The 22,596-nt window shown below is 60.8% G+C and carries 22 protein-coding genes; 8 read left to right on the top strand and 14 right to left on the bottom strand.

The features are described 5' to 3' along the window. The first annotated feature begins 158 nt into the window (after positions 1-158). Positions 159-701 (top strand): hypothetical protein, encoded by a 543-nt coding sequence (locus JMN22_RS17025; protein ID WP_030139337.1) that lies wholly within the window; start codon positions 159-161, stop codon positions 699-701. 86 nt (positions 702-787) lie between these two features. Further along, a complete protein-coding gene (locus JMN22_RS17020) occupies positions 788-1,207 on the top strand; it encodes a GNAT family N-acetyltransferase (RefSeq protein ID WP_198797697.1) in 420 nt (139 codons plus the stop codon). Positions 1,208-1,332: 125 nt separating this feature from the next. Here JMN22_RS17020 and def read toward each other — a convergent pair whose 3' ends face one another. Beyond that, complete coding sequence (gene def, locus JMN22_RS17015; RefSeq protein ID WP_198797696.1) at positions 1,333-1,872, bottom strand: peptide deformylase; 540 nt, start codon at positions 1,870-1,872, stop codon at positions 1,333-1,335. Next, positions 1,869-2,819 carry a YihY/virulence factor BrkB family protein gene (locus JMN22_RS17010; protein ID WP_030139340.1) on the bottom strand — a complete coding sequence of 317 codons (951 nt, stop codon included), beginning with the start codon at positions 2,817-2,819 and terminating at the stop codon, positions 1,869-1,871. The genes def and JMN22_RS17010 overlap by 4 nt, the downstream gene beginning before the upstream one ends. A gap of 248 nt (positions 2,820-3,067) precedes the next feature. Here JMN22_RS17010 and JMN22_RS17005 point away from each other — a divergent pair, with 248 nt between their 5' ends. Further along, complete coding sequence (locus tag JMN22_RS17005; protein ID WP_030139341.1) at positions 3,068-3,445, top strand: hypothetical protein; 378 nt, start codon at positions 3,068-3,070, stop codon at positions 3,443-3,445. 124 nt (positions 3,446-3,569) lie between these two features. Here the strand turns inward: JMN22_RS17005 and fadD1 are convergent, their stop codons facing one another. Both fadD1 and fadD2 read right to left on the bottom strand, forming a co-directional pair. Beyond that, positions 3,570-5,261 (bottom strand): long-chain-fatty-acid--CoA ligase FadD1, encoded by a 1,692-nt coding sequence (fadD1, locus tag JMN22_RS17000; protein WP_198797695.1) that lies wholly within the window; start codon positions 5,259-5,261, stop codon positions 3,570-3,572. Positions 5,262-5,630: 369 nt separating this feature from the next. Next, positions 5,631-7,319: a long-chain-fatty-acid--CoA ligase FadD2 gene (gene fadD2 / locus JMN22_RS16995; protein ID WP_030139343.1), complete on the bottom strand. Its 1,689-nt coding sequence runs from the start codon at positions 7,317-7,319 to the stop codon at positions 5,631-5,633. 224 nt (positions 7,320-7,543) lie between these two features. Here fadD2 and JMN22_RS16990 point away from each other — a divergent pair, with 224 nt between their 5' ends. After that, positions 7,544-8,488, top strand: a complete 945-nt coding sequence (locus JMN22_RS16990) for an alpha/beta hydrolase (RefSeq protein WP_030139344.1) — start codon at positions 7,544-7,546, stop codon at positions 8,486-8,488. A 41-nt stretch (positions 8,489-8,529) separates the two neighbouring features. Beyond that, positions 8,530-9,000, top strand: a complete 471-nt coding sequence (locus tag JMN22_RS16985; protein ID WP_030139345.1) for a MaoC family dehydratase — start codon at positions 8,530-8,532, stop codon at positions 8,998-9,000. A gap of 166 nt (positions 9,001-9,166) precedes the next feature. On the opposite strand, the gene JMN22_RS16980 is transcribed toward JMN22_RS16985, so the two are convergent. The 4 genes from JMN22_RS16980 to JMN22_RS16965 form a co-directional block, all read right to left on the bottom strand. Then, entirely contained in the window at positions 9,167-10,030 is an 864-nt protein-coding gene (locus tag JMN22_RS16980; protein ID WP_030139346.1) for an efflux RND transporter periplasmic adaptor subunit, read from the bottom strand. A 10-nt stretch (positions 10,031-10,040) separates the two neighbouring features. Further along, a complete protein-coding gene (locus JMN22_RS16975) occupies positions 10,041-10,247 on the bottom strand; it encodes a DUF1656 domain-containing protein (protein ID WP_030139347.1) in 207 nt (68 codons plus the stop codon). Further along, positions 10,234-12,234 (bottom strand): FUSC family protein, encoded by a 2,001-nt coding sequence (locus JMN22_RS16970; RefSeq protein WP_198797694.1) that lies wholly within the window; start codon positions 12,232-12,234, stop codon positions 10,234-10,236. Before JMN22_RS16970 ends, JMN22_RS16975 begins: the two co-directional genes overlap by 14 nt. A gap of 209 nt (positions 12,235-12,443) precedes the next feature. After that, the gene (locus JMN22_RS16965; RefSeq protein ID WP_030139349.1) at positions 12,444-12,908 is read right to left on the bottom strand and encodes a PA2169 family four-helix-bundle protein; all 465 of its coding nucleotides are present in this window, start codon (positions 12,906-12,908) and stop codon (positions 12,444-12,446) included. A 206-nt stretch (positions 12,909-13,114) separates the two neighbouring features. Here JMN22_RS16965 and JMN22_RS16960 point away from each other — a divergent pair, with 206 nt between their 5' ends. Further along, positions 13,115-13,351 carry a DUF3820 family protein gene (locus JMN22_RS16960; protein WP_053119117.1) on the top strand — a complete coding sequence of 79 codons (237 nt, stop codon included), beginning with the start codon at positions 13,115-13,117 and terminating at the stop codon, positions 13,349-13,351. 29 nt (positions 13,352-13,380) lie between these two features. Beyond that, on the top strand, positions 13,381-14,568 hold the full coding sequence (locus JMN22_RS16955; protein WP_030139351.1) for an aminotransferase class V-fold PLP-dependent enzyme: 1,188 nt from the start codon (positions 13,381-13,383) through the stop codon (positions 14,566-14,568). A gap of 126 nt (positions 14,569-14,694) precedes the next feature. Here JMN22_RS16955 and JMN22_RS16950 read toward each other — a convergent pair whose 3' ends face one another. Genes JMN22_RS16950 through zwf form a run of 3 tightly spaced genes read right to left on the bottom strand, consistent with a single transcriptional unit; the run spans position 14,695 to position 17,550 of the window. Next, the gene (locus tag JMN22_RS16950; RefSeq protein ID WP_030139352.1) at positions 14,695-15,360 is read right to left on the bottom strand and encodes a bifunctional 4-hydroxy-2-oxoglutarate aldolase/2-dehydro-3-deoxy-phosphogluconate aldolase; all 666 of its coding nucleotides are present in this window, start codon (positions 15,358-15,360) and stop codon (positions 14,695-14,697) included. 17 nt (positions 15,361-15,377) lie between these two features. Then, complete coding sequence (gene pgl / locus JMN22_RS16945) at positions 15,378-16,091, bottom strand: 6-phosphogluconolactonase (RefSeq protein WP_198797693.1); 714 nt, start codon at positions 16,089-16,091, stop codon at positions 15,378-15,380. Then, positions 16,078-17,550: a glucose-6-phosphate dehydrogenase gene (gene zwf / locus JMN22_RS16940; RefSeq protein ID WP_030139354.1), complete on the bottom strand. Its 1,473-nt coding sequence runs from the start codon at positions 17,548-17,550 to the stop codon at positions 16,078-16,080. The genes pgl and zwf overlap by 14 nt, the downstream gene beginning before the upstream one ends. Positions 17,551-17,746: 196 nt before the next feature. On the opposite strand from zwf, the gene JMN22_RS16935 reads away from it, so the two are divergent. Further along, positions 17,747-18,607: a MurR/RpiR family transcriptional regulator gene (locus tag JMN22_RS16935; protein WP_181289374.1), complete on the top strand. Its 861-nt coding sequence runs from the start codon at positions 17,747-17,749 to the stop codon at positions 18,605-18,607. A 153-nt stretch (positions 18,608-18,760) separates the two neighbouring features. Here the strand turns inward: JMN22_RS16935 and JMN22_RS16930 are convergent, their stop codons facing one another. From JMN22_RS16930 to JMN22_RS16920, 3 genes are all read right to left on the bottom strand, one after another. Further along, positions 18,761-19,615, bottom strand: coding sequence for a D-hexose-6-phosphate mutarotase (locus tag JMN22_RS16930; protein WP_030139356.1), 855 nt, complete (start codon positions 19,613-19,615; stop codon positions 18,761-18,763). 276 nt (positions 19,616-19,891) lie between these two features. Further along, the gene (locus JMN22_RS16925) at positions 19,892-21,238 is read right to left on the bottom strand and encodes a carbohydrate porin (protein ID WP_198797692.1); all 1,347 of its coding nucleotides are present in this window, start codon (positions 21,236-21,238) and stop codon (positions 19,892-19,894) included. 196 nt (positions 21,239-21,434) lie between these two features. Continuing rightward, positions 21,435-22,595: an ABC transporter ATP-binding protein gene (locus JMN22_RS16920; RefSeq protein WP_198797691.1), complete on the bottom strand. Its 1,161-nt coding sequence runs from the start codon at positions 22,593-22,595 to the stop codon at positions 21,435-21,437. Between the last annotated feature and the right edge of the window lies 1 nt (position 22,596).

Genomic DNA, 22,596 nt, shown 5'->3' with positions numbered 1-22,596 from the left:
GCTCGGCACGATGCGGTCGATCCCTGCCGACGAACGGCAAGGTTTGGCCACCGCCGCTGAGCGCACCTTCCCCGTAGCCCTTGAAATACGGGACGTTGCGACGATGGCACGGGATATGCTGCTGCCCATCGCTCAGCCATTACCCGCAGGTGTTCATCATGTTGGTCAGTGTAAAACAACAAGCGATAAACCTACCCCTCAAGCGCCCGGGCGAAGACCCCACCGCCGAAGCCGCCAGCGGCCTGCAAAGCGCCGCCTTGCAAGCGCTGCGCGACAATATCCAGGCCCAGGCCAACCAAGGCAGCACCCAAGTCCAGGAGTCCATCACCCGGCAGGCCACGCAGCAGGTCAACGCCGCTACCGCGATCAGTGACAAGGTTGATGAGGCCTTCGCCAAGACCCGCGTGCAATTGCAAACGGTCGGCTCGTCAGCCCTTGAAGACACCAGCTCTGCCATGGCGCAGTTCAAGGACTACATGAGCAAGACGCCGGAAGAGCGCCTGCGCGACAGCATTCTCGAGGAGATGGGCATTACCGAAGAGGAATATGAGGCGATGCCGCCCGAGAAGCAACTGGCGGTCGGCGAGGAAATTGCCCAGCGCATGCAGGACAAGGCGGCGATGGCACAGGTCGAAAAAGCCCAGGAAAGCCGGTCGGATGAGAAGCACCCGGTCACGGACATGTTCCTCGCCTCGCTGTGAACCCGCCAGACAAGCGCCGGGAATATCCCGGCGCATTGTTTGTTCCCCTATAATCGCCCGCCTCCATTACACACCGCGCCCGCGCCATGTCCGAATTCCACTGCACACGCCTCGACGAGCCGCTATGGCCGCTGATGAACAAGTTCTACCGCGCCCATCAGTCGTCGATGAAAGCCGTGCGCGACGCGCAGCTTTGGGTGGCACGGCGCGAAGAAATCATCGCGGCACTCTGCCTGCGACCGGTTTCGGGGGGACATTGGCTGACGGGATTGTTCGTCGACCCGGCGTACCGCGTGCAAGGCGTCGCGGGGCGGCTGATCGCCGAAGCCGTGAAAGGCCTGGACGAGCCGGTGTGGTTGTTCTGCCACCCGGACCTGCGCGGCTTTTATGAGCGACGCGGGTTCAGTTTCGACCCGGAGCTGCCTTATGCGATGGCTGAACGACTGAGCCGGTACGCGCGTAGCAAGCCGATGATTGCGATGGGGTTGGCGCCTGCACAGCTCTAAGGCGCTGCATATCCCTGTGGGAGCGAGCCTGCTCGCGAATGCGATTTAAAATCCAGCAGATGATGCGGCTGATACACCGCATTCGCGAGCAGACTCGCTCCCACAAGGGGTTTGGTGGTGGGCTGTCAATCGTCGGCCATGGGATCGAGATCCGGAAACATCACCTCGGTAAAGCCGAACTTGCTGAAATCGGTGATGCGCGACGGGTACAAGCGGCCGATCAGGTGATCGCATTCATGCTGCACCACCCGGGCGTGGAAGCCTGAAGCGACGCGCACGATCGGCTCGCCCTTCGGGTCGAAACCTTCGTAGCGGATCTGCTGGTAGCGATTCACCGCACCACGCAAGCCTGGCACCGACAAGCAGCCTTCAAAGCCTTCTTCCATCAGTGGGCTCAGCGGCGTGATCAGCGGGTTGATCAGGATGGTCTGCGGCACCGCCTCGGCATCCGGATAGCGCTCGCTGTGCTCGAAGCCGAAGATCACCAGTTGCAGGTCCACACCGATCTGCGGTGCCGCCAGCCCGACGCCACCAACACTTTCCATGGTCTGGAACATGTCGTCGATCAATTGCCACAACTCGGGACTGTCGAACATTTCCGGCGGCACCGGCGGAGCGATGCGCAGCAGGCGTTCGTCGCCCATCTTCAGGATTTCACGGATCATGGTCGGGCTTCGTCAGTGTGGTTGTGATGGATGGAATGATCGCGCCCCAGGCCCGACACATGCTGCTTCTCGTGCTCGCCCGGGGTCTTTTCGCCCGTGTCCTTGCCTTCGGCGGACATGTGCTCGATCACCGCATTCATCTCCGCGCCGAGCAGCAGCACCGCCGCCGAGATGTAGAAATACAGCAACAACACGATGATCGCGCCGATACTGCCATACATCGCGTTGTAGTCGGCAAACGTCTTCACGTAGAACGCAAAGCCCAGGGACGCGATGATCCACACCACCACCGCCAATACCGAGCCCGGCGTGATGAAGCGAAACTCCTGCTTCACGTCGGGCATCACGTAGTAGATCAACGCCACGGCCACCATCAGCAGAAACACGATGACCGGCCAGCGCACGAGGGTCCAGACGGTAACGATGAATTCCTCCAGGCCGATCTGCGCGGCAATCCAGCCCATCACTTGCGGCCCCAACACCATCAGCGCGGCGGCGGCCAACAGCATGCCGGCGATGCCGACGGTGTACAGGATCGACAGCGGGAAACGCTTCCAGGCCGGGCGGCCTTCGACCACGTCATAAGCGGCGTTCATGGCGCTCATCATCAGGCGCACGCCAGCGGACGCGGTCCACAACGCAACCACGATACCCACCGACAGCAAGCCGCCCTTGGATTGCTGCAGCTGGTCGATCACCGGGTTGACCTGCTCCAGCGCCTGGGGCGGCAGGACCAGTTCCGATTGCAGGCGCAGCCAGGAGAAAAAGTCCGGCAGGTGCAGGAAGCCGATCAGCGCGATCAGGAAAAGAATGAAGGGAAACAATGAAAACAGCATCTGGTAAGCCAGAGCGGAGGCGTAGGTCGACATCTCGTCGTCGAGAAACTCGGTCACCGTGCGCATCATCACACGGTGCAAGGGCAAGCCTTTCAAGGCCGGGAACATCATGAGCGTCTCCTTTCGCCGCAAAAAGAGGGGTCGCGTGGCGACTCAAGGGCCGTTTTCTACAACAAAGTAGCCTGTTTGGCGACTTTGGAGCAATTTCATCGTTTTACCAACTGACGCAGAATTGACCGGAGATCCATTGGGCAAGTTTCATCGTTCGTGCAAGCGGGGCTTTATGTTTGGCCGGCAACCGTCGAGAATGCCCCTCGTATTCAGGCCGTGGCCCGAAGCTCCAATCCCGTAGGAACGTTATGAAACTCGATAAGAAGCAGGCCATCGCCCGCAGGAACCAGGAACTGGGCGGTGCCGTCCTGGGTGTCAACAATTGCCATTTCAGCGAATTGAACCGCAACCGCAACATCTTCTGGTTCGATATTCCGGTGGCGCGCCTGGCCATCGGTCAGTACGAATGGATTCACCTGCTGCTGCACACCCCGGCCACCGACGAACTGCTGCACCTGAAAGTGCCGACCGTGTTCCTGCGGGAAAAAATGGAAGGCCTGGAAGTGCGCAACCAGGGCAAACGCAAGGCCGCCCTGAGCCTGGAACTGAGCGCCGACAAGGATTCCTACCTGCAGGACATGCGGCCGGGCGGCACCAACCTGGATTTTGCGCAGTTTCGGTTGTAACTGACTCCTTGGACAAAGGAGCTTCTGTGGTGAGGGGATAAATCCCCTCGCCACAGTTTTGTACCAGCGAATTCATCGCGTAAACAAAAGCCCCGCATCAGCGGGGCTTTTGTCAGCGGCGGCTTTACTTCTTCAGCCCCAACTTCCTCAGTTCTTCATCGCGCAACTCGCGCCGCAGGATCTTGCCCACATTGGTGGTCGGCAATGCATCGCGGAACTCCACGGTCTTTGGCACCTTGTAGCCGGTGACGTTGGCGCGCATGTGCTCCATCACCTGTTCCTTGGTCAGCGTGACACCCGGACGCGCGACGATGAATATCTTGATCGCCTCGCCGGACTTCTCGTCCGGTACGCCGATGGCCGCGCATTGCAGCACGCCGGGCAAAGTGGCCAATACATCCTCCAGCTCGTTCGGATAGACGTTGAAGCCAGAGATCAGGATCATGTCTTTCTTGCGATCGACGATACGCATGTAGCCGTCCGGCTGGATCACCGCAATGTCGCCGGTCTTGAGCCAGCCTTCGCTGTCGAGGATCTCGTCGGTGGCGTCCTGGCGCTGCCAATAGCCCTTCATCACCTGAGGGCCCTTCACGCACAATTCGCCGATTTCTCCCAACGGCTGCTCTTCGCCTGCGTCGTTGATCACCTTGCACAACGTCGACGGCACCGGAATGCCGATGGTGCCAACCTGGATGTTCTGGATCGGGTTGACGGTCGCCACCGGGCTCGTCTCGGTCATGCCGTAACCTTCGCAGATCGGGCAACCGGTGACCGCTTTCCAGCGCTCCGCCGCCGCCAGCTGCAGGGCCATGCCGCCCGACAGGGTGACTTTCAACGCCGAGAAATCCAGCTTGCGGAAGGCTTCGTTGTTGCAAAGCGCCACGAACAAGGTGTTAAGACCGACGAAGCCGCTGAATTTCCACTTCGACAACTCCTTGACCATCGCCGACAAGTCGCGCGGGTTGCTGATCAGGATGTTGTGGTTGCCGATCAGCATCATCGCCATGCAATGAAAGGTGAAGGCATAGATGTGGTAAAGCGGCAGCGGCGTGATCAGCACTTCGCAACCTTCATTGAGGTTGGAGCCCATCAGCGCCTTGCACTGCAGCATGTTCGCCACCAGGTTGCGGTGGGTCAGCATCGCGCCCTTGGCCACGCCAGTGGTGCCGCCGGTATATTGCAACACCGCCACGTCATCGCGGCTGGGGTTGGCTTCGTTCACGGGCTGGCCGTGGCCCTTGCGCAGCACATCGTTGAACTTGATGGCCTTGGGCAGGTGATACGCCGGGACCATCTTCTTGACGTACTTGATCACGCTGTTGATCAACAGACGCTTGAGCGGCGGCAGCAGGTCGGCCACTTCCGTGACGATCACGTGCTTGACGCTGGTCTTGGGCACCACGTTTTCGGCCAGGTGCGCCATGTTCGCCAGGCACACCAACGCCTTGGCGCCGGAGTCGTTGAACTGGTGCTCCATTTCCCGCGCGGTGTAGAGCGGGTTGGTGTTGACCACGATCAGCCCGGCTCGGATGGCACCAAACACGGCGACGGGGTACTGGAGGACGTTGGGCAGTTGCACGGCGATTCGATCGCCCGGCTGCAAATCGGTATGCTGTTGCAGGTACGCGGCAAAGGCACCGGACAGCTCGTACAGCTCACCGTAGGTGATCGTCTTGCCAAGGTTGCTGAATGCCGGTTTGTCGGCGAAGCGCTGGCAGGATTGCTTCAACACCGCCTGAATATTCGGATACTCATCTGGATTGATGTCGGCAGCAATCCCAGCTGGGTACTTATCCTTCCAAAAGTCTTCGATCATGGAAGCCCCACTCCTCAGCAACGCGAATTCTCACCGCATTTGATGCGATTATTATTGGTGTTTGTTTATTGGGTGAATCTGGCTTGGATAAAGGCCGAGAAGTCACAAAAGCGCGCCGAGAGTAGCAGCTTTGCCAAGGGTCGCCTAGAGCCAAAAGTGGCCCCTACAGTCATAAACATGACTCAAGAATATGCAATGGTCATTTTTAGAGTAAAAAACCTAAGCCTTGCCTAATTGACCCGAATACATAAGAACCTGTGGGAGCGAGCTTGCTCGCGATAGCGGTGGGTCAGCCAACATTTCTGTTACTGACAGACCGCTATCGCGAGCAAGCGCGCTCCCACAGGGTTCCACTTTCACTCTCGAGCGTCAGGCGATATCGCGCAACTCCCGACGCAGGATCTTGCCCACCGGCGTCATCGGCAGCGACTCACGCAACACGATGTGCTTGGGCACCTTGTAGCCGGTGAAGTTTTCCTTGCAGTACGCCTTGAGTTCTTCGAGGCTGACCCCGGCCTCACGGGCGACCACGAACAGCTTCACCGCCTCCCCCGAGCGCTCGTCCGGCACGCCGATCACCGCGCAACTGGCGACTTTCGGATGGGCCATCACCACATCCTCGATTTCGTTCGGGTACACGTTGAAACCCGAGACAATGATCATGTCCTTCTTGCGGTCGACGATCCGCACGAACCCGTCGGGGTCGATCACTGCGATATCACCGGACTTGAACCAGCCCTCGCTGTCCAGCACTTCGGCAGTCGCTTCGGGCTTGTTCCAATAGCCTTTCATGATCTGCGGCCCCTTGATGCACAGCTCGCCGCGTTCACCGAGGGGCATCTCGACGCCGTCGTCGTTGATGACCTTCATCAGCGTACCCGGCACCGGCAGCCCTACCGTCCCCAGGCGCGACTTGCCGCCATAAGGGTTGGCGCTGGCCACCGGCGAAGTTTCGGTCAGGCCGTAGCCCTCGGTAATGCCGCAACCGGTGAGCTGTTTCCAGCGTTCGGCGGTGGCCTTGACCAACGCGGTGCCGCCCGAGTTGGTGACCTTGAGGCTGGAGAAATCCAGCGTCTTGAAATCCGGGTGGTCCATCAGCGCCACAAACAACGTGTTGAGCCCCAGCAGCAGCGAAAACCGCCAGTTCTTCAGCTCCTTGATAAAACCGCCGATGTCCCTCGGATTGGTGATCAGCACGTTGTGATTGCCGGTGACCATCATGCACATGCAGTTCGCCGTGAAAGCATAGATGTGGTACAGCGGCAGCGGCGCGATCATGACCTCCTGACCTTCGCGCAACAGTGGCTGGCCGTCGTCGCCGATCTGCCCCAGGCAAGCGCGGGCCTGTTGCATGTTGGCCACCAGGTTGCCGTGGGTCAGCATCGCGCCCTTCGCCAAGCCGGTGGTGCCACCGGTGTATTGCAGCACGGCGATGTCGTCGAGGCTGACGTTCAACGGCTTGATGCCCTGGCCGCGTCCCAGGCGCAAGGCGCTCTTGAAGGAAATGGCCTGTGGCAGCGAATAGGCCGGGACCATTTTCTTGACCTTGTTCACCACGGTATTCACCAGCCAGCCCTTGGCGGTGGGCATCAGGTCGCCCATCTTCGCTTCGATCAGGTATTGCAGGTCGGTGTCCGGCAGCACTTCCTGGACCTTCTGCCCGAACAGGTTCATGTACACCAGCGCCCGGGCACCGGAGTCCTTGAACTGATGGCGCATTTCCCGCGGGGTGTACAGCGGGTTGGTATTGACCACGATAAGTCCGGCGCGCAGGGCACCGAAGACAGCGATCGGGTATTGCAGGACATTGGGCATCTGCACCGCGATGCGATCGCCCGGCGCCAGGTCGGTATGGGCTTGCAGGTAACCGGCGAAGGCCGCGCTGTAGCGTTCGAGCTCGGCGTAGGTGAGCGTTACCCCCATGTTGCTGAACGCCGGACGATCGGCAAATTTCTTGCAGGAACGCTCGAACACCTCGATAACCGACTTGTAGGCACCCTGCTCGATATCCAAGGGCACGCCGGCTGGGCGTTTGTCATTCCAGAAATCAGGCTGCATTGTTTTTATCCTCTTTACCTGAACCTATCCGGGCCGCCTCTGTATCGCACATGGAGACGGAGCTCTTCGGACACTAGCAGCTATGGCCATTCAGGCAAATATGGCAACTTGCGTCATAGATTGTGTGAATCTTCGTGGATCGCCCTCGCCTGATCAGGCGAGACGCAACGGATGCGCTATACAATGCAGCGACGCTGCGTCTGACTTCGTGCAAAGGAAACGCCATGATCCACCAAACGTTCTGGCTGACCGCGACTGACCACAGCCGCCTGTTCGTCAATCAGTGGTTGCCCGAAGCCGCCCCGCTGGCGGTGATCATGCTGGCCCACGGCATGGCCGAACACAGCGGCCGCTATGGGCGCCTGGCCCAAGCGTTGTGCGATGAAGGCTATGGCGTCTACGCGCCGGACCTGCGCGGGCATGGCAAGACTGGCGAAGCAGCGGCACTCGGTCACTTTGCGGACGAGGACGGCTGGGCCAAGGTGGTCGGCGACCTGGCGAGCCTGAACCACCACATCGGCCAGCAACATCCAGAAACACCAATCCTGCTGCTGGGCCACAGCATGGGCAGCTATATCGCCCAGGGCTATCTGTTGCACCACAGCGCCAGCCTGCATGGCGCCCTCCTCAGCGGTTCGAATTTCCAACCCGTGGCGCTTTATCGCGCGGCGCGCCTGATCGCCCGCTTCGAGCGACGGCGCCAGGGAGCCACCGGGCGCAGCGCCCTGATCGAATGGCTGTCTTTTGGCAGTTTCAATAAAAGATTCAAACCGACGCGCACGCCCTTCGACTGGCTCAGCCGTGACCCCGCCGAAGTGGACAAGTACGTCCACGACCCGCTGTGCGGCTTTCGTTGCAGCAATCAGCTCTGGGTGGATCTGCTCGGCGGGTTGCAGCAGATCAGCAAAGCGTCCAATCTCGCGCAGATCGATCCGGGCCTGCCGCTGCTGGTGATTGGCGGCGAATGTGATCCGGTGAGTGAAGGCAAGCGTCTGAAGGATCTGGCCGATGCCTTGAGCAGCGCCGGCAATCAGCATCTGCAACTGAAGATCTACCCGCAGGCCCGGCACGAATTGTTCAATGAAACCAACCGCGATGAAGTGACTGCCGATGTGCTTGCCTGGATCGCCCAGGCCCTGAGCCACAAGCGGCCACCTCGCAGCGAATAGAACGACAGCGTTTTTCCTTTTTACCGTTACAGGAACCAGACATGACCCAGGTCACCAACATCCCTTACGAAGCCCTCGAAGTCGGCCAGACCGCCAGCTACAGCAAGACCGTCGAGGAGCGCGACATCCAGCTGTTCGCCGCGATGTCGGGCGATCACAACCCGGTGCACCTGGACGCCGAATTCGCCGCCGCCAGCATGTTCAAGGAACGCATCGCCCACGGCATGTTCAGCGGTGCGCTGATCAGCGCGGCGGTGGCGTGTGAACTGCCTGGGCCCGGCACCATCTACATCGGCCAGCAGATGAGCTTCCAGAAACCCGTGAAAATCGGCGACACCCTGACCGTCCGCCTGGAAATCCTGGAAAAGCTGCCGAAGTTCCGCGTGCGCATCGCCACCCGCGTGTTCAACCAGCGCGATGAACTGGTGGTGGACGGCGAAGCCGAAATCCTCGCGCCGCGCAAGCAGCAGACTGTGACGTTGCCGGAATTGCCGGCGATTACCGTAGGCTGATGCCACATGACGCTCCCGTGGCGAGGGAGCTTGCTCCCGCTGGGGTGCGAAGCGCCCCCTGGAAAAGGCGGCCGCACTAAACCTGATTAACGCGACGTTCGTTTTGCGACTGCTTCGCAGCCGAGCGGGAGCAAGCTCCCTCGCCACAGGGTGCGCAGCGCAGCGCTTATTGCTGTTCGTCCCGCACCTGCACACTCGCGGTCATCCCCGCGCTCAACGTCACCCCTTCCGGCACCTTGTCGAGCTTGATCCGCACCGGAATGCGCTGGGCCAGGCGCACCCAGTTGAAGGTCGGCTCGACTTCCGCCAGCAACTGCGCGTCAGGGTTGGTGTTGCGGTCGGTGATGCCGCGGCTGATGCTTTCCACATGGCCTTCCAGCGCATGCCCGGCGCTCATCAACCAGACCTTGACCGGATCGCCCACGCGAATCCTCGGCAGTTTGGTTTCTTCGAAATAGGCCTGCACATAAAACGTCGAGTCATCGATCAGCGCCATGACCGGTTGCCCGGCATTCACGTAGTTGCCTTCGGCCAGGCGCAGGTTGGTGATGTGGCCGCTACGCGGAGCCAGGACCTGGCTGCGGGCCAGGTTCAGCTCGGCGACCTTCGCTTCGGCCTGGGCCTCGCGCAGTTCACCACGGGCGATACCGGCGTTGATCTGGGCGTTCTCGCGCAACTCGGCACTGATGGCCTGGGGCCCCAGGGCGGCCCGGCGACTGGCTTCGTGCTCACGCAGGCTCAACTGTTGCTGACGGGTCTGGACCACTGCCCGGGCTTTCTCCACGGCGGCCTCGAAACGCTCGCGATCGATACTCAGCAATAAATCGCCGGCCTTGACCTGCTGGTTATCCACAGCCTTGAGCTCGCGCACCCAGCCCGAGACGTCGGGGGCGATCACCACCACGTCGGCGCGGATTCGCGCATCACGGGTCCAGGGCGTGAGCATGTAGTACTGCCACAAATGAAACCCGGCGAAGATCGCCACGGCCACCACGCACAACGTGACGGCGACACGTACGGAGGTACGCATGTTCAACTCCTCATAACGGTCCGAGGACCAGGGTAATGACAGTCAGGACACAGACATACAGGGCACAGTCGAACAAGGCTTCGTGCCAGATCCAGCGCCCGGCCGGCAGCAGGCCGAGCAACAGGCGCAGCGCACCGGTCGCCAGCAAGGCCAGCACCACGTAAATCAGGAACGGGCTGAGCAACACCCCGCCAATCGACCATTCACGCAAGCCCATGGCTAAGTTCCCCTCGTTCGGATTCGTGCTGGCGACACCAGGCGCGCCAGCTGCTCTGCAGTTGCACGACGGCGCCCTGGGCCAGTTTCAACGCATCGCTGGAAGGGTGCTGTGCCAACACCTGCAGATAGTCGTCGCTCACCCAGACCAACGCCTCGGCCTGGTCGCCGGCCGGACCGTGTTCCAAAACCTGTTCCAGCGTTTCGAAATAGCGGCGCTGGGCTGGGCTTTCGGGGATTTGGGCGACGGCCAGGCTCAATCGCAGGTGCAGTAGCTCATCGCCGATGTCCAGGCCCAGCAAACCGTCGTCCCAACGACTGCGCGCCGGCACCGGCAGTTCGGGATAGTGCCGGGCCAGTTGCAGCAACCGGTCGGCCATGCGCCCGCCAAACCAGCTTTCGGCGCCGCCCAGGTTGCGATGGGTCAGGCGCACCAGGTCATCCAGGGTCGCGGCCAGCAGCCGACGACTGTGCCAGGCCGGGTTACGCAGAATCAGGAGCTTGAAAGCCAAGACCGCCGCGCCGACGCCAATCATCATCGCCTGGGCATTGTTGAAAAAAGCCGCGACGTCGTACTTCATCGCATTGAGCGGTGACACCAACACCACGAAATGCAGGCAGAACGAAGTGGCCGTAGCAAATATCGGCGGCTTGGCCATCCCCAGCGCCCCGAGGAACAGCGGCACGCCCATGGCCATGCAGAGCATCGCGAAACTGTTCCATTGCGGCAGCAGGATTTCGCCAATCACGAACGCTGTCGGCACCGCCAGCAGAATGCCCCGCAAGAAACTCATGCCGATCTGCGCGCCGTTTTCGCGGCTGGCGAACAGGCTGCACACCACGCAAGTGAGCACCAGGGCACCGGACGCGGCAGGCCAGGCGGTTGCCAGCCAGAAACACGACACTGCCAGGAATGCGAGGGCACTGCGCGCACCAAAGGCCATGGCCAGGGACAAATCGCGGTGCGGCGCCAAGGTTCGCGGCGGGTCTACCGTCGCCCTGCCCTCCTGCACCGCCGCCAGCGCAGCGCAGGCGGCCAGGGCGGTATCGAGCAGCAAGGCGAAACGAGCCAGGCAATAACTTTGCGCGGAGCTGATTAGCGGGTCGTGAGAGGCGTCCCAGACCCGCGGTCGTAACGCCTGCAATGCCGAGCTGTCCGCCTCCAGGGCTTGCTGTACCTCGTCCATCCAAGGCTGGAGCGCTTCGGCTTCCTGCGGTTCGAGCTGTTTCCACTGCCTGCGCACCGAACGGGAAATACGCAACAGCATCAACAATTTCTGGCTCAAGCCACTGATGGCCCGGGCGCGCTGGCGACCCAGGCTGCCTTCGAACCAGGCGTGTTCGCGTTGGGCGTCCACCGCGACGATCTTGCCGAGGATTTCGAGCAAACCCTTGCGCGCCTGGGCATCACCCGCCAACGTGGCGCGGGCCGCCTGCATGCCGCTCAGCCAGGCCGCACGGGCCTGGTCCGCCAGTTGTCGCTCGACCCGCAGGGGCCAGAGCAGCGCACTGGCCGCCGTGGCACAGGCGATGCCCAGGCTGATTTCGGTGCAACGCGCAACGGCTTGATCAAACACCGCAAGCGGATGGGAAATGGCCGGCAAAGCGATAATCGCCACCGTGTAGCCCGCCAGCACGAACGAATAGGACCAGGCGCTGCGCAACAGCGTCGAACAGGCCGTGCACACGCCCAGCCACAGCGCCAGCGCCAGCAGGAACAACCATGGCGTCTGGGCGAACAGGCCCATGAACACCACCGACATGATGGTTCCCACCAGGGTGCCGAGCAAACGCGCCAAGCCCTTCTGCACCACCATCCCGGACAACGGCTGGGCGACGATGAATGCGGTCATCAGCGCCCAGGACGGCTGCTCCAGGCCCCAGCGCAACGCCAGCCATAGCGCCAGGCCGCCACCGAGCACGGTCTTGATGGCGAACTGCACAGCGAGGCGATCAGGGGCGAACAAGGCCTGGAGGGTAATGGGCACGCGAGAAACTCTTCTAGGGATGTTGTAACGATAGATCGCTGGGAAGGTGGCGCAATTATTAGCTAGCTATCTATTCGAGTCCAGAGTTGTTTGTCGACCCTTCATGTGAAGGCTCCCTCGCCACAAGAGTGTTCCCCGTCAGCCTGAGTCGCTCCACACAAAAAAAACGCCAGGCAAGCTGGCGTTTTTTTGGGCATCAAAGATGCGTATCAGCTGGCACGCGCCTGGTTACGCAGCGCCTTGACCTGATCGTGGTTGCGTTGCACGCCGTGGTACTGGCGCTCGACGAGATCACGAATGCCTACCAGGTTGTGCTTGTTGATTTTCTCGATGGCTTCCTTGTAAGCCTTCAGCGCATGGTCTTCGCCGCGCTCGGCTTCGTTGAGCACCGCTTCTTCGTCCTTGCCGGTGAACATCGACTTCACGTCGACCCAACGGCGGTGCAAGTCACCGGAGACGCTGGTGGAAGTTTCGGGATCGCCACCCAGGGAACGGACCGCTGCCTGCAGTTCGGCCGCAGCGGTTGCGCAATCGGCGGAGCGCTTGACGAAAAGCGCCTTGAGCTCAGGATGCTTGATGTCTTCAGCGCAGGTCTTGAATCCTTCCTGGCCATCCTTGCTGGTCTCGATCAGGTCGTTCAAGACGGAGATGGATTCTTTGTTGATGTCAGTCATTTTTCAGTTCCTTTGCTTGGTGAATAAAAACCTGCAAGGAATATTGCATCGGCCATGCCAGCCCTTATCAACGAAATAAATCCTTAAAAATCAATAAATTAAAAAATAATGACGAATCTGTATCCGCGTTATTTGCATGATCTGTCATTTGGCCTGCATGCAGAATGCCTGTATTTTGCCGATGGTTCCTATCAAGACAAATCGCAATGAATCCGGAAAAACTTGAGCTGCTGGTGACGCGCCAGATGCCCTTCGGCAAATACAAGGGCCGAATCCTCGCCGACTTGCCGGGTCAGTACTTGAACTGGTTCGCACGGGAGGGTTTTCCCAAGGGCGAACTGGGCGGCTTGCTGGCCTTGATGCAGGAAATCGACCACAACGGCTTGTCGGACCTGCTGGACCCGTTGCGGGCTAAACATGGCTTGCCCAAGCCTCGCCATTGACCACTGCCGCTGATTGATTGAGCCCCGCCATGCCCGAGAACACCCTGCGCGCCCACGACGAAACCTTCTGGGAAACCTTTATCGGTCGCTACGATGTCGACGCCGATGGCTTGCTCAATCTTGAAAACGGCTACTTCGGCCGAATGTCGCGCACCGTGGTCGAGGAATACCAGCGCAACATCGAACTCATCAACCGCAGCAACTCGGTGTACGTGCGCCAGCACTTCGACCGGGAACACGGCGAAGCCATTCGCCGCCAGGTGGCGCAACTGATCCGTGCCCCCGCGTCCACCGTGGCACTGGCTAACAGCGCGGTGGATGCCCTGCAGACGCTCATTCGCAACTACAACGGGCTCAAGCCCGGCGACAAGGTGCTGATCAGCGACGTCGAATACACCTCGGTCAAGAGCGCGATGCGCTGGCTGGCTCGCCAGCGCGGCGCGGAAGTCGTTGAGCTGGTCCTTCCCTACCCCGCCAGTTTCGACAACTTGGTGAGCACCTATCGAGAAGCCTTCATTCGCTACCCGCGCCTGAAGGTGATGGCGCTGACCTACGTCAATCACCTGACCGGCCTGGTGATGCCGGTCCAGGCGATTGCCGAGGCGGCGCGGGAATTCGAGGTCGACATCATTCTCGACGGTGCCCACGCCTTGGGGCAGATCGATTTCGACCTGAAGAAACTCGGCATCCCGTTCGCCGGGTTCAATCTGCAAAAATGGATTGGCGGCCCCTTGGCCCTGGGCTTTCTCTACATCGCGCCACAACGGCTGGCCGACATCGACCCGGACATGGACGAAGCCAACTACCCTGCCACCGACATACGCTCACGCACGCCCCACAGCACGCCCAATATCCCCGCGTTGCTGACGCTGCCCCTGGTGTTCGAAGAGCACCGTGCCCTGGGCGGTGCGTCAGCCAAAGGCGCGCGGCTCTGTTACCTGCGCGACATGTGGGTGAGCGCCGTTCGTGACGTACCGGGTATTGAAGTCATGACCCCGGACGACCGGCGGCTGTATTGCGGTATCACGTCCATGCGATTCACCGCACAGCCGGACCAGCAGGCGATGGCCGCCCGACTGCTCAAGGACCATGGGATTTTCACCGTGGTGCGCGAAACCAGCGTTGGACCGTGTATTCGCATCACGCCGGGATTGATTACGTTGGCGCGGGATATCGAGCGACTCACTGCGGCGCTGATTAACCTGAGCAGTACATAACCCGTGGCGAGGGAGCTTGCTCCCTCGCCACGGGGATCTGCAGCGAAATAATGGGCAAAAAAAAACGGCGCGCCGACCAAGCGCACCGTAAAGCCGTAGAACACACAACGAAGTTCGGTAAGACAATCAGTCCAGCAGCGCCAGTGCCTCGGCGGTGCATTCCTGGATACGGGCCCAGTCGCCGTTCTTGATCCACTCCGGATCGAGCATCCAGCTGCCGCCCACGCACATCACGTTTTTCAACGCCATGTAGCTCTTGATATTCGCCGGGCTGACGCCGCCGGTCGGGCAGAATTTCACTTCGCCGAACGGTCCGCCCAAGGCCTTGATCGCCGCCACGCCACCGCTGACTTCCGCCGGGAACAACTTGAAGCGGCGATAGCCCAGGCCATAACCTTCCATGATGCCCGAGGCATTGCTGATCCCCGGCAGCAACGGGATCGGGCTCTGGACGCTAGCCTCCAGCAGATCGCGAGTGATGCCTGGGGTAACGATGAACTGCGAACCGGCTGCCTCGGCGGCGGCCAGCATGTGGCGATCAAGCACCGTGCCGGCGCCGGTCACCAGCTCCGGACGCTGTTCGCGCAGCACCTGGATGGCCTTGAGGCCGAACTGCGAGCGCAAGGTCACTTCCAACGCCGTCAGACCACCCGCCGCCAGGGCATCGGCCAGTGGCAGGATGTCCTGTTCACGGGCAATGGTGATCACCGGCAGGATCCGCGCCTTGGCGCAGAGGCTGTCGATCAGGGCAACTTTGTCCGCCATGGAAACGGTCGGGGATGGGTTTGTCATAGCGGCTGATCCTTGGTTCATGGGCACCAGTAAATCTCTAACGTAGGTTGCAGAAACGCGCGGATCGGCATTTCGGCGACATCGTCACCGGCCACCGCAGCGTTCAGGGTGGTCAATTTCGACTGACCGGAAATCGACAGCACTTTGTGTCGAGCCGAGGCCAGCAAGGCGCGGCTCATGGTCAAGCGCTGGTGCGGCACGGTTGGCGCCAGCATCGGCCAGCAACGGCGCGCGCCCTCCTTGTCCAGGGCCTCGGCCAGGTTCGGACTGTCGGGAAACAGCGACGCGGTGTGCCCGTCATCGCCCATGCCCAGGACCAGCACATCGATCGGCGGCAGCTCGGCCAGCAGGCGGTCCGCCTGTTCGGCGGCGGTTTCCAGGTTGGCGCTGGCGCTGTAGAGGCTCAGGAACTGGGCCTTCGCCGCAGCCCCTTGGAGCAGATAACGCTTGAGCAGGCCGGCATTGCTGTCGGCATGTTCAACCGGCACCCAGCGCTCATCGGCCAGGCTCACCACCACTTTCGACCAGTCCAGCGCCTGCTTGGCCAGGTTCTGGAAAAACGCTACAGGGCTGCGACCACCGGAAACCACCAGGGTCGCCGCGCCCTTGGCATCGATCGCGGTGCGCAGTTGCTCGGCCACGTTCAGCGCCAGTTTTTCCGCCAGCGCCACCGGGCTCTTGAATGCCAGGGCTGTGACGCCCTGGGGCAGTTGCAATTCAGATATCGCCATACCATGACCTCCCATCCCGCGTGATCAGTGCAATGGAGCTCATCGGCCCCCAGGACCCAGCGGCATAAGGCTTGGGCGCATCACCGGACTTCTTCCAGCCGGCGATCAACTGGTCACACCACGTCCACGCGGCTTCGATTTCATCTTTACGGACAAACAGGTTCTGATTGCCGTTCATGACTTCCAGCAACAACCGCTCGTAGGCATCGGGAATCCGCGCGCTGCGATAGGTGTCGGAGAAGTTGAGTTGCAGCGGACCGCTGCGCAATTGCATGCCCTTGTCCAGGCCTTGCTCCTTGGTCATCACCCGCAAGGAAATCCCTTCGTCCGGTTGCAGGCGGATGATCAGTTTGTTGCTTATCTGCAAGCGCTGCTCGGGGGCGAAGATGTAGTGGGACGGTTCCTTGAAGTGAATCACGATCTGCGACAGCTTTTGCGGCATGCGCTTGCCGGTGCGCAGGTAGAACGGAACACCGGCCCAGCGCCAGTTGCGAATGTCGGCGCGCAGCGCAACAAAGGTCTCGGTGTCGCTCTGGGTATTGGAATTGGGCTCTTCCAGGTAGCCCGGAACCGCCTTGCCTTCGCTGTGGCCGGCGATGTATTGGCCGCGCACCACCTGGGTGGTCAGGCCTTCCGGGCTGATCGGCGCCAGGGCCTTGAGCACCTTGACCTTCTCGTCACGGATGCTGTCGGCGGACAGGTCGGCCGGCGGGTCCATGGCAATCAGGCAAAGCAGTTGCAGCAAGTGGTTCTGGATCATGTCCCGCAACTGGCCGGCCTTGTCGAAATAGCCCCAGCGGCCTTCGATACCGACCTTCTCGGCCACGGTGATTTCCACGTGGGAAATGTAGTTCTGGTTCCACTGGGTTTCGAACAGGCTGTTGGCGAAGCGCAGCGCGATCAGGTTCTGCACCGTCTCCTTGCCCAGGTAATGGTCGATACGGTAGGTGCGGTTTTCCGGGAAGAACTGCGCCACGGCATCGTTGACCTTGCGCGAGGATTCCAGGTCCGAGCCGATGGGTTTTTCCAGCACGACACGGGTGTTTTCGCTCAAGCCGACTTTCGCCAGGTTTTCGCAGATCGCGCCGTAGACGGCGGCCGGCGTGGCGAAATAGGCAATGACCTGTTGCTGGGTCGAACCGGCCTGCTCGGCGAGGGCGACGTAATCCTCAGCCTTGAGGAAATCCACGTGCAGGTAGGTCAGACGCGCCAGGAAACGCTCGATCACGGTTTCGTCGAGGTCTTTATCACCCACATAACGGCGCAGCTCAGTGGTGATGAACGCCAGGTGCTGCTGTTCGCTGCCGGGTTCGCGGGCCAACGCCAGGATCCGCGTGTCCTCGTGCAACAGGCCGGCGCCATCGAGCTGATAAAGGGCAGGAAACAGCTTGCGCAACGCCAGGTCGCCCAACGCGCCGAACAAGGCAAAGGTGCACGGTTCAACCGTAATCGAATGCATGATGTTTGTTCTTTTATCAAGTTAAGCTACAAATACCTTTTTTCAAGGTATCACTCAAGGAAAAATGTAGTAATAACCACAACATTTTTCGAAAATACCGATTCCGAGTGGTGGTCCGTCGGAGCCATCAGTAGGATAGGCCACCGCAAAGGGTCGTATCAAAGACCCGCCTCTCTAGGAATCTTGTATGGACCGCGTGCGAAATCTACTGGAGCAGATCCAGAGTCGCCTGGAAGACCTGAACAAGGCCGAACGCAAGGTGGCCGAAGTGATCCTGCTCAACCCACAGCAGGCAACCCGTTTCAGCATCGCCGCCCTCGCCCAGGCCGCGTCGGTCAGCGAACCGACCGTCAACCGCTTCTGCCGCTCGTTCGGTGTCAGCGGCTACCCGGAGCTCAAGCTGCAACTGGCCCAAAGCCTGGCCAGCGGCGCGGCCTATGTGAGCCGCGCGGTAGAGGCCGACGACAACCCGGAAGCCTACACGCAGAAAATCTTTGGCAGTGCCATTGCGTCATTGGACAGTGCCTGCCAGGCCCTTGATCCAAATTTGATCAGTCGCGCCGTGGATTTGCTGATCCAGGCCCGGCAGATCCACTTCTTCGGCCTCGGCGCCTCGGCCCCCGTGGCCCTGGATGCCCAGCATAAATTTTTCCGCTTCAACCTGGCGGTGACCGCCCACGCCGACGTGCTGATGCAACGCATGATCGCCTCGGTGGCCCATACCGGTGAGTTGTTCGTGATCATTTCCTACACCGGGCGTACCCGCGAATTGGTGGAAGTGGCGCGCATCGCCCGGGAGAACGGCGCATCGGTGCTCGGCCTGACCGCCGAAGGCTCGCCGCTCGCCAAGGCCAGCACCTTGAGCCTGAACATTCCGCTGCCAGAAGACACGGACATCTACATGCCGATGACGTCGCGGATCATCCAGCTCACCGTGCTGGACGTGCTCGCCACCGGCATGACCTTGCGCCGAGGCGTGGACTTCCAGCCGCACCTGCGCAAGATCAAGGAAAGCCTGAATGCCAGCCGGTATCCGGTTGGGGATGAGTTCAACTGATGCCATTCAGAATCTTCGGCGCCTGACGATCCGTCTTCGCGAGCAGGCTCGCTCCCACAAGGTTTCGTGAACGCCATAGAACCAGTGTGGGAGCGAGCTTGCTCCGGGCGGCGATCCGACGATGATGGCAGCTGCCACGCCAAAGATTCTGGACTAAGCCCCCGCCCGCGCCTGCAAACTCAAATGCGCCCGCTCCCCCGGCGCCAGGCACACACTGTCGGTGCCGCCGCTGGCCGCTTCGACGCAGACGAATTCGTTGACCTCATCCCAACTCACCCCCAGCAACGGCCGGGCGCCCGGATGCCAGACCACGGTGTCGGCACTGTCACCGGTGTCGATGCACAGTTCGCGCTGCCAGGCGTGATCCTTGAGCTGCAATTCCCCTTCGTGCTGGAACACCCGCTGGCAGCCACCGTCCACCCGCAACTCGCCTTGCTGCCGGCAAACCTCGCGGTTCAATTGGTCATAACCCTGTGCACCTTCGAGCCCAGACAGCGCTACCTCACCGACGTCGCCAATACGCCAATAGGCGTGCAACGCCTGGCTCAACTGGCAAGGCAAGCTGTCTTGATGCTCGGTGCTCAAGCGCAGCTCCATGCGTTCGCCCAGGTCGGCATGCAGGTCCACTTGCCAGTCGCACAATTGCAATTGCCAATGCAAATGCACGCCGTCGTCATCGCTGCGGCTGTCGAGCAGTTTCCAATTGATCAAACGCGCCCAGCCATGGGACGGCCAGGCATTTTCGCTCGGATGGCGGCCATACCACGGCCAGCACACCGGAACGCCGCCGCGTATTGCACCGACCTGCGGCCACTTCGCCGCGCACCACAACCAGGGTTTCTGGCCGCGCGGCTGGAAGTGCAGCAACTGCGCCCCCTGGCGACTGAAAACCGCCTGGCACAGCGGATGATCGATGACCAACACATCACGCTGCTGATAGCGCTCCCACGCAAACACCGGACGCTCGCGCAAGGATCTGAAAAAGCGTTGCAGGGGATGCTCATGCATGGGCTGTGGTCCTGGAAATCATTGAGTTGCTCATCTGCTTTTGTGGCGAGGGAGCTTGCTCCCGCTCGGCTGCGAAGCAGTCGTTAAGGAAGCAGATTCGGTCTGGCTGAAGCACCGAGTTGAATGGCTCAGGGGTCGCTTCGCAACCCAGCGGGAGCAAGCTCCCTCGCCACAGGTTCCGCGCCCAACCAAACGATCAATGCTTCACAAAAAAAAGCGGACAGCCTTGGCCGTCCGCAAATATGCGCACATAGAGAGGAGCTTATCGCAACAGCGTTAGAACACCGACTGAATTTTCAGACCGGCCACCAAGGCGTTGTCGACCTCGTCAACACCGCCCGGGTGGGTGATGTATTGCAGGTTCGGACGCACGGTCAGCCAGTTGGTCACGTGCACGCCATAGTTGAGTTCGTAGTTGTATTCAGTGCTACGCAGTGGCGCGAACAGTGGATCGTTGTAGTCGGTGACACCGTTGGCGATGTTGGTCAGGTCGGCGTTTTTCTTCACGTCTTCGTTGACATGGATACGGGAGAAACCGATCCCGATGTCATCCTTCGGACGGGCGTCGAACGGCCCTTTGTACACGAACATCAACGACTGGTAGTTGTCGACGACGTTGGTATCCTTGTCGTGGAAGGTCGCGTTGGCCGCGATGTTCAGGCCCCGGGAAGCGTCGCCGTTGTGAGTGGTGAGCTGTTGCTGCGCCACGAACCAGTAGCCGTGCTTGCTGTCGTGACTGCGGTAGGCGTTGCCGGTGGTGGCGGCATCGTTGCCGTCTTCGTCTTCACGGACGTCGTTGGCGTCAGCCGTGCTCTTGTAGTAACCGACGCGGTATTCGCCCGGCAGGTTGTTGACCTTCGGCGACCAGACCAGTTCGACAGGAATGACGGTACCTTTGGTGCCGCTGCCGCTGAGCTTGAAGCCGTTGCCGTGCTCCAACTGCGATGGGTTCTGGTTGTACGCACCGATTTGCGCGTAGAACTCAGGCGTGATGTTGTACTTCACGCGGATCGCGGCCTGGCTGACTGGCCAGTTGTACCAGATACCGGTCGCCCAGTTACCCACCTGGGAGCCACAGAACGCCAGGTTCTGGAATTCGCAAGGGAAGGTGTTGAAGTCTTCGCCTTCGCCGAAGTAACCGGCCTTGACGTCCAGCTTGCCGTCGAGGAACTGGTGCTTGATCCACAATTGGGTCAGACGAACCATGTGGCCACGGCCGTAGACTTCTTGGGAAGAACTCAGGGTACCCGCGCGCGGGTCGCCGACACGGTCGTTGGAGATGTTCTGACCGTTACGGTTGGTCAGCTGGATCTTGGCCTGGGTGTTATCCCAGCCCCACAGCTTTTCCAGGTCCAGCGCCACGCCCAGACCGAACTGGTCGGCGTAACGCGCGGTCTTGTCGTTGTTGTAGCCACCGTGCAGGTTGCCGCCCACCTCGCCGACGTAGTCGGCCTTGATGTCGATACCCTGCTCGATCAGTTTGGTCCGTTCACCGCCCCAGTCGCCCGTCATCCACTGCGAATCGGCGCTGAACGCGTCGGCAGCGTGTGCGCTACCGGCCAGCATCATCGCCGCAACGGCTGACAACTGGCAGATAAGCTGGGCATTGTTTTTCTTCTTCATCCCTACATCCTCGTCTTTATTGTTATTAACTGTTTTTATCTAACGCGGTTTACAACGATTGCGATGGATGGTCCCCCACTCACCGCATACTCCTTTTTCTGTGGAAGCGAGCGTGCTCGCGATAGCGGTGTGTCATTCACTTCAGCCGCAACTGATGTACCGCCATCGCGAGCAAGCTCGCTCCCACATATGTTCATCATCGGCCCTTGAACTGCGCCACATTGGCAGGCCGGTCTCCAGCCTGCGGCTGCGCGGCCACGCCCAGGCGTTCGCCGGACTTGGCGTCGAACAGCAACACTTTCGCGGGATCGAATTGCAACGTCAGGGTCTCCCCCGGCTGCGGCGCCACGTCCGGCGCCAGTCGGCAGCAGACCTTGGTGTCGTTGAGATTGACGAACACCAAGGTGTCCGGGCCGGTAGGTTCGGTAACCTGGACTTCGGCGCGAATGGTCGGCAAACCGTTCGGCTCGTTGCCGGCCAGCACGATCTGCTCCGGCCGCAGGCCAAGAATCACTTCGCGATCTTCCAGCCCGGCGTCCTGCATGCCCAACGGCAACTCGCAACGGGCCTGGCCGCTGTCGAGCAAGGCCTGCAGGCGACCGTCCTTGCGTTGCAGGCGCAGCGGGATGAAGTTCATCGGCGGCGAACCGATGAAGCTCGCCACGAAGAGGTTGGCCGGGTTGTTGTAGATGTCCTTCGGCGTGCCGAACTGCTGGATGATCCCGTCCTTCATCACCGCCACTTTGTCGCCCAGGGTCATCGCTTCGATCTGGTCGTGGGTCACGTAGACCGTGGTGGTCTTCAGGCGCTGGTGCATCAGTTTCATTTCGGTGCGCATCTCGACCCGCAGCTTGGCGTCGAGGTTGGACAGCGGCTCGTCGAACAGGTAGATCTTCGGCCGCCGCGCCAGGGCACGGCCCATGGCGACGCGCTGCTGCTGGCCGCCGGAGAGCTGGCCGGGCTTGCGGTTGAGCAGGTGCTCGATCTGCAACAGCTTGGCGACCCGCGCCACTTCTTCGTTGATGTCCGACTGTTTCATCTTGCGAATCTTCAGGCCGAACTCGATGTTCTCGCGCACGCTCATGGTCGGGTACAGCGCGTAGGACTGGAACACCATGGCGATGTCACGATCCTTCGGGCTCATGCCGCTGACGTCCTGGTCGCCGATCATGATCGCGCCGCCGGTGATGGTCTCGAGGCCGGCGATGCAGTTCATCAGGGTCGATTTGCCGCAACCCGAAGGGCCTACCAGGATGAGGAATTCGCCTTCCTTGATCGACAACTGGATGTCTTTCAAGGTGTCGGGCAGGCCCACACCGTAGGTCTTGTTTACATTGCGAAGTTCAAGCGTAGCCATG

This window comes from Pseudomonas sp. HB05 (genome assembly GCF_016756915.1).
Lineage (GTDB): Bacteria > Pseudomonadota > Gammaproteobacteria > Pseudomonadales > Pseudomonadaceae > Aquipseudomonas > Aquipseudomonas alvandae.
The sequence above is the reverse complement of the archived record's forward strand: the minus strand, read 5'-3'. Positions and strand labels throughout refer to the sequence as shown.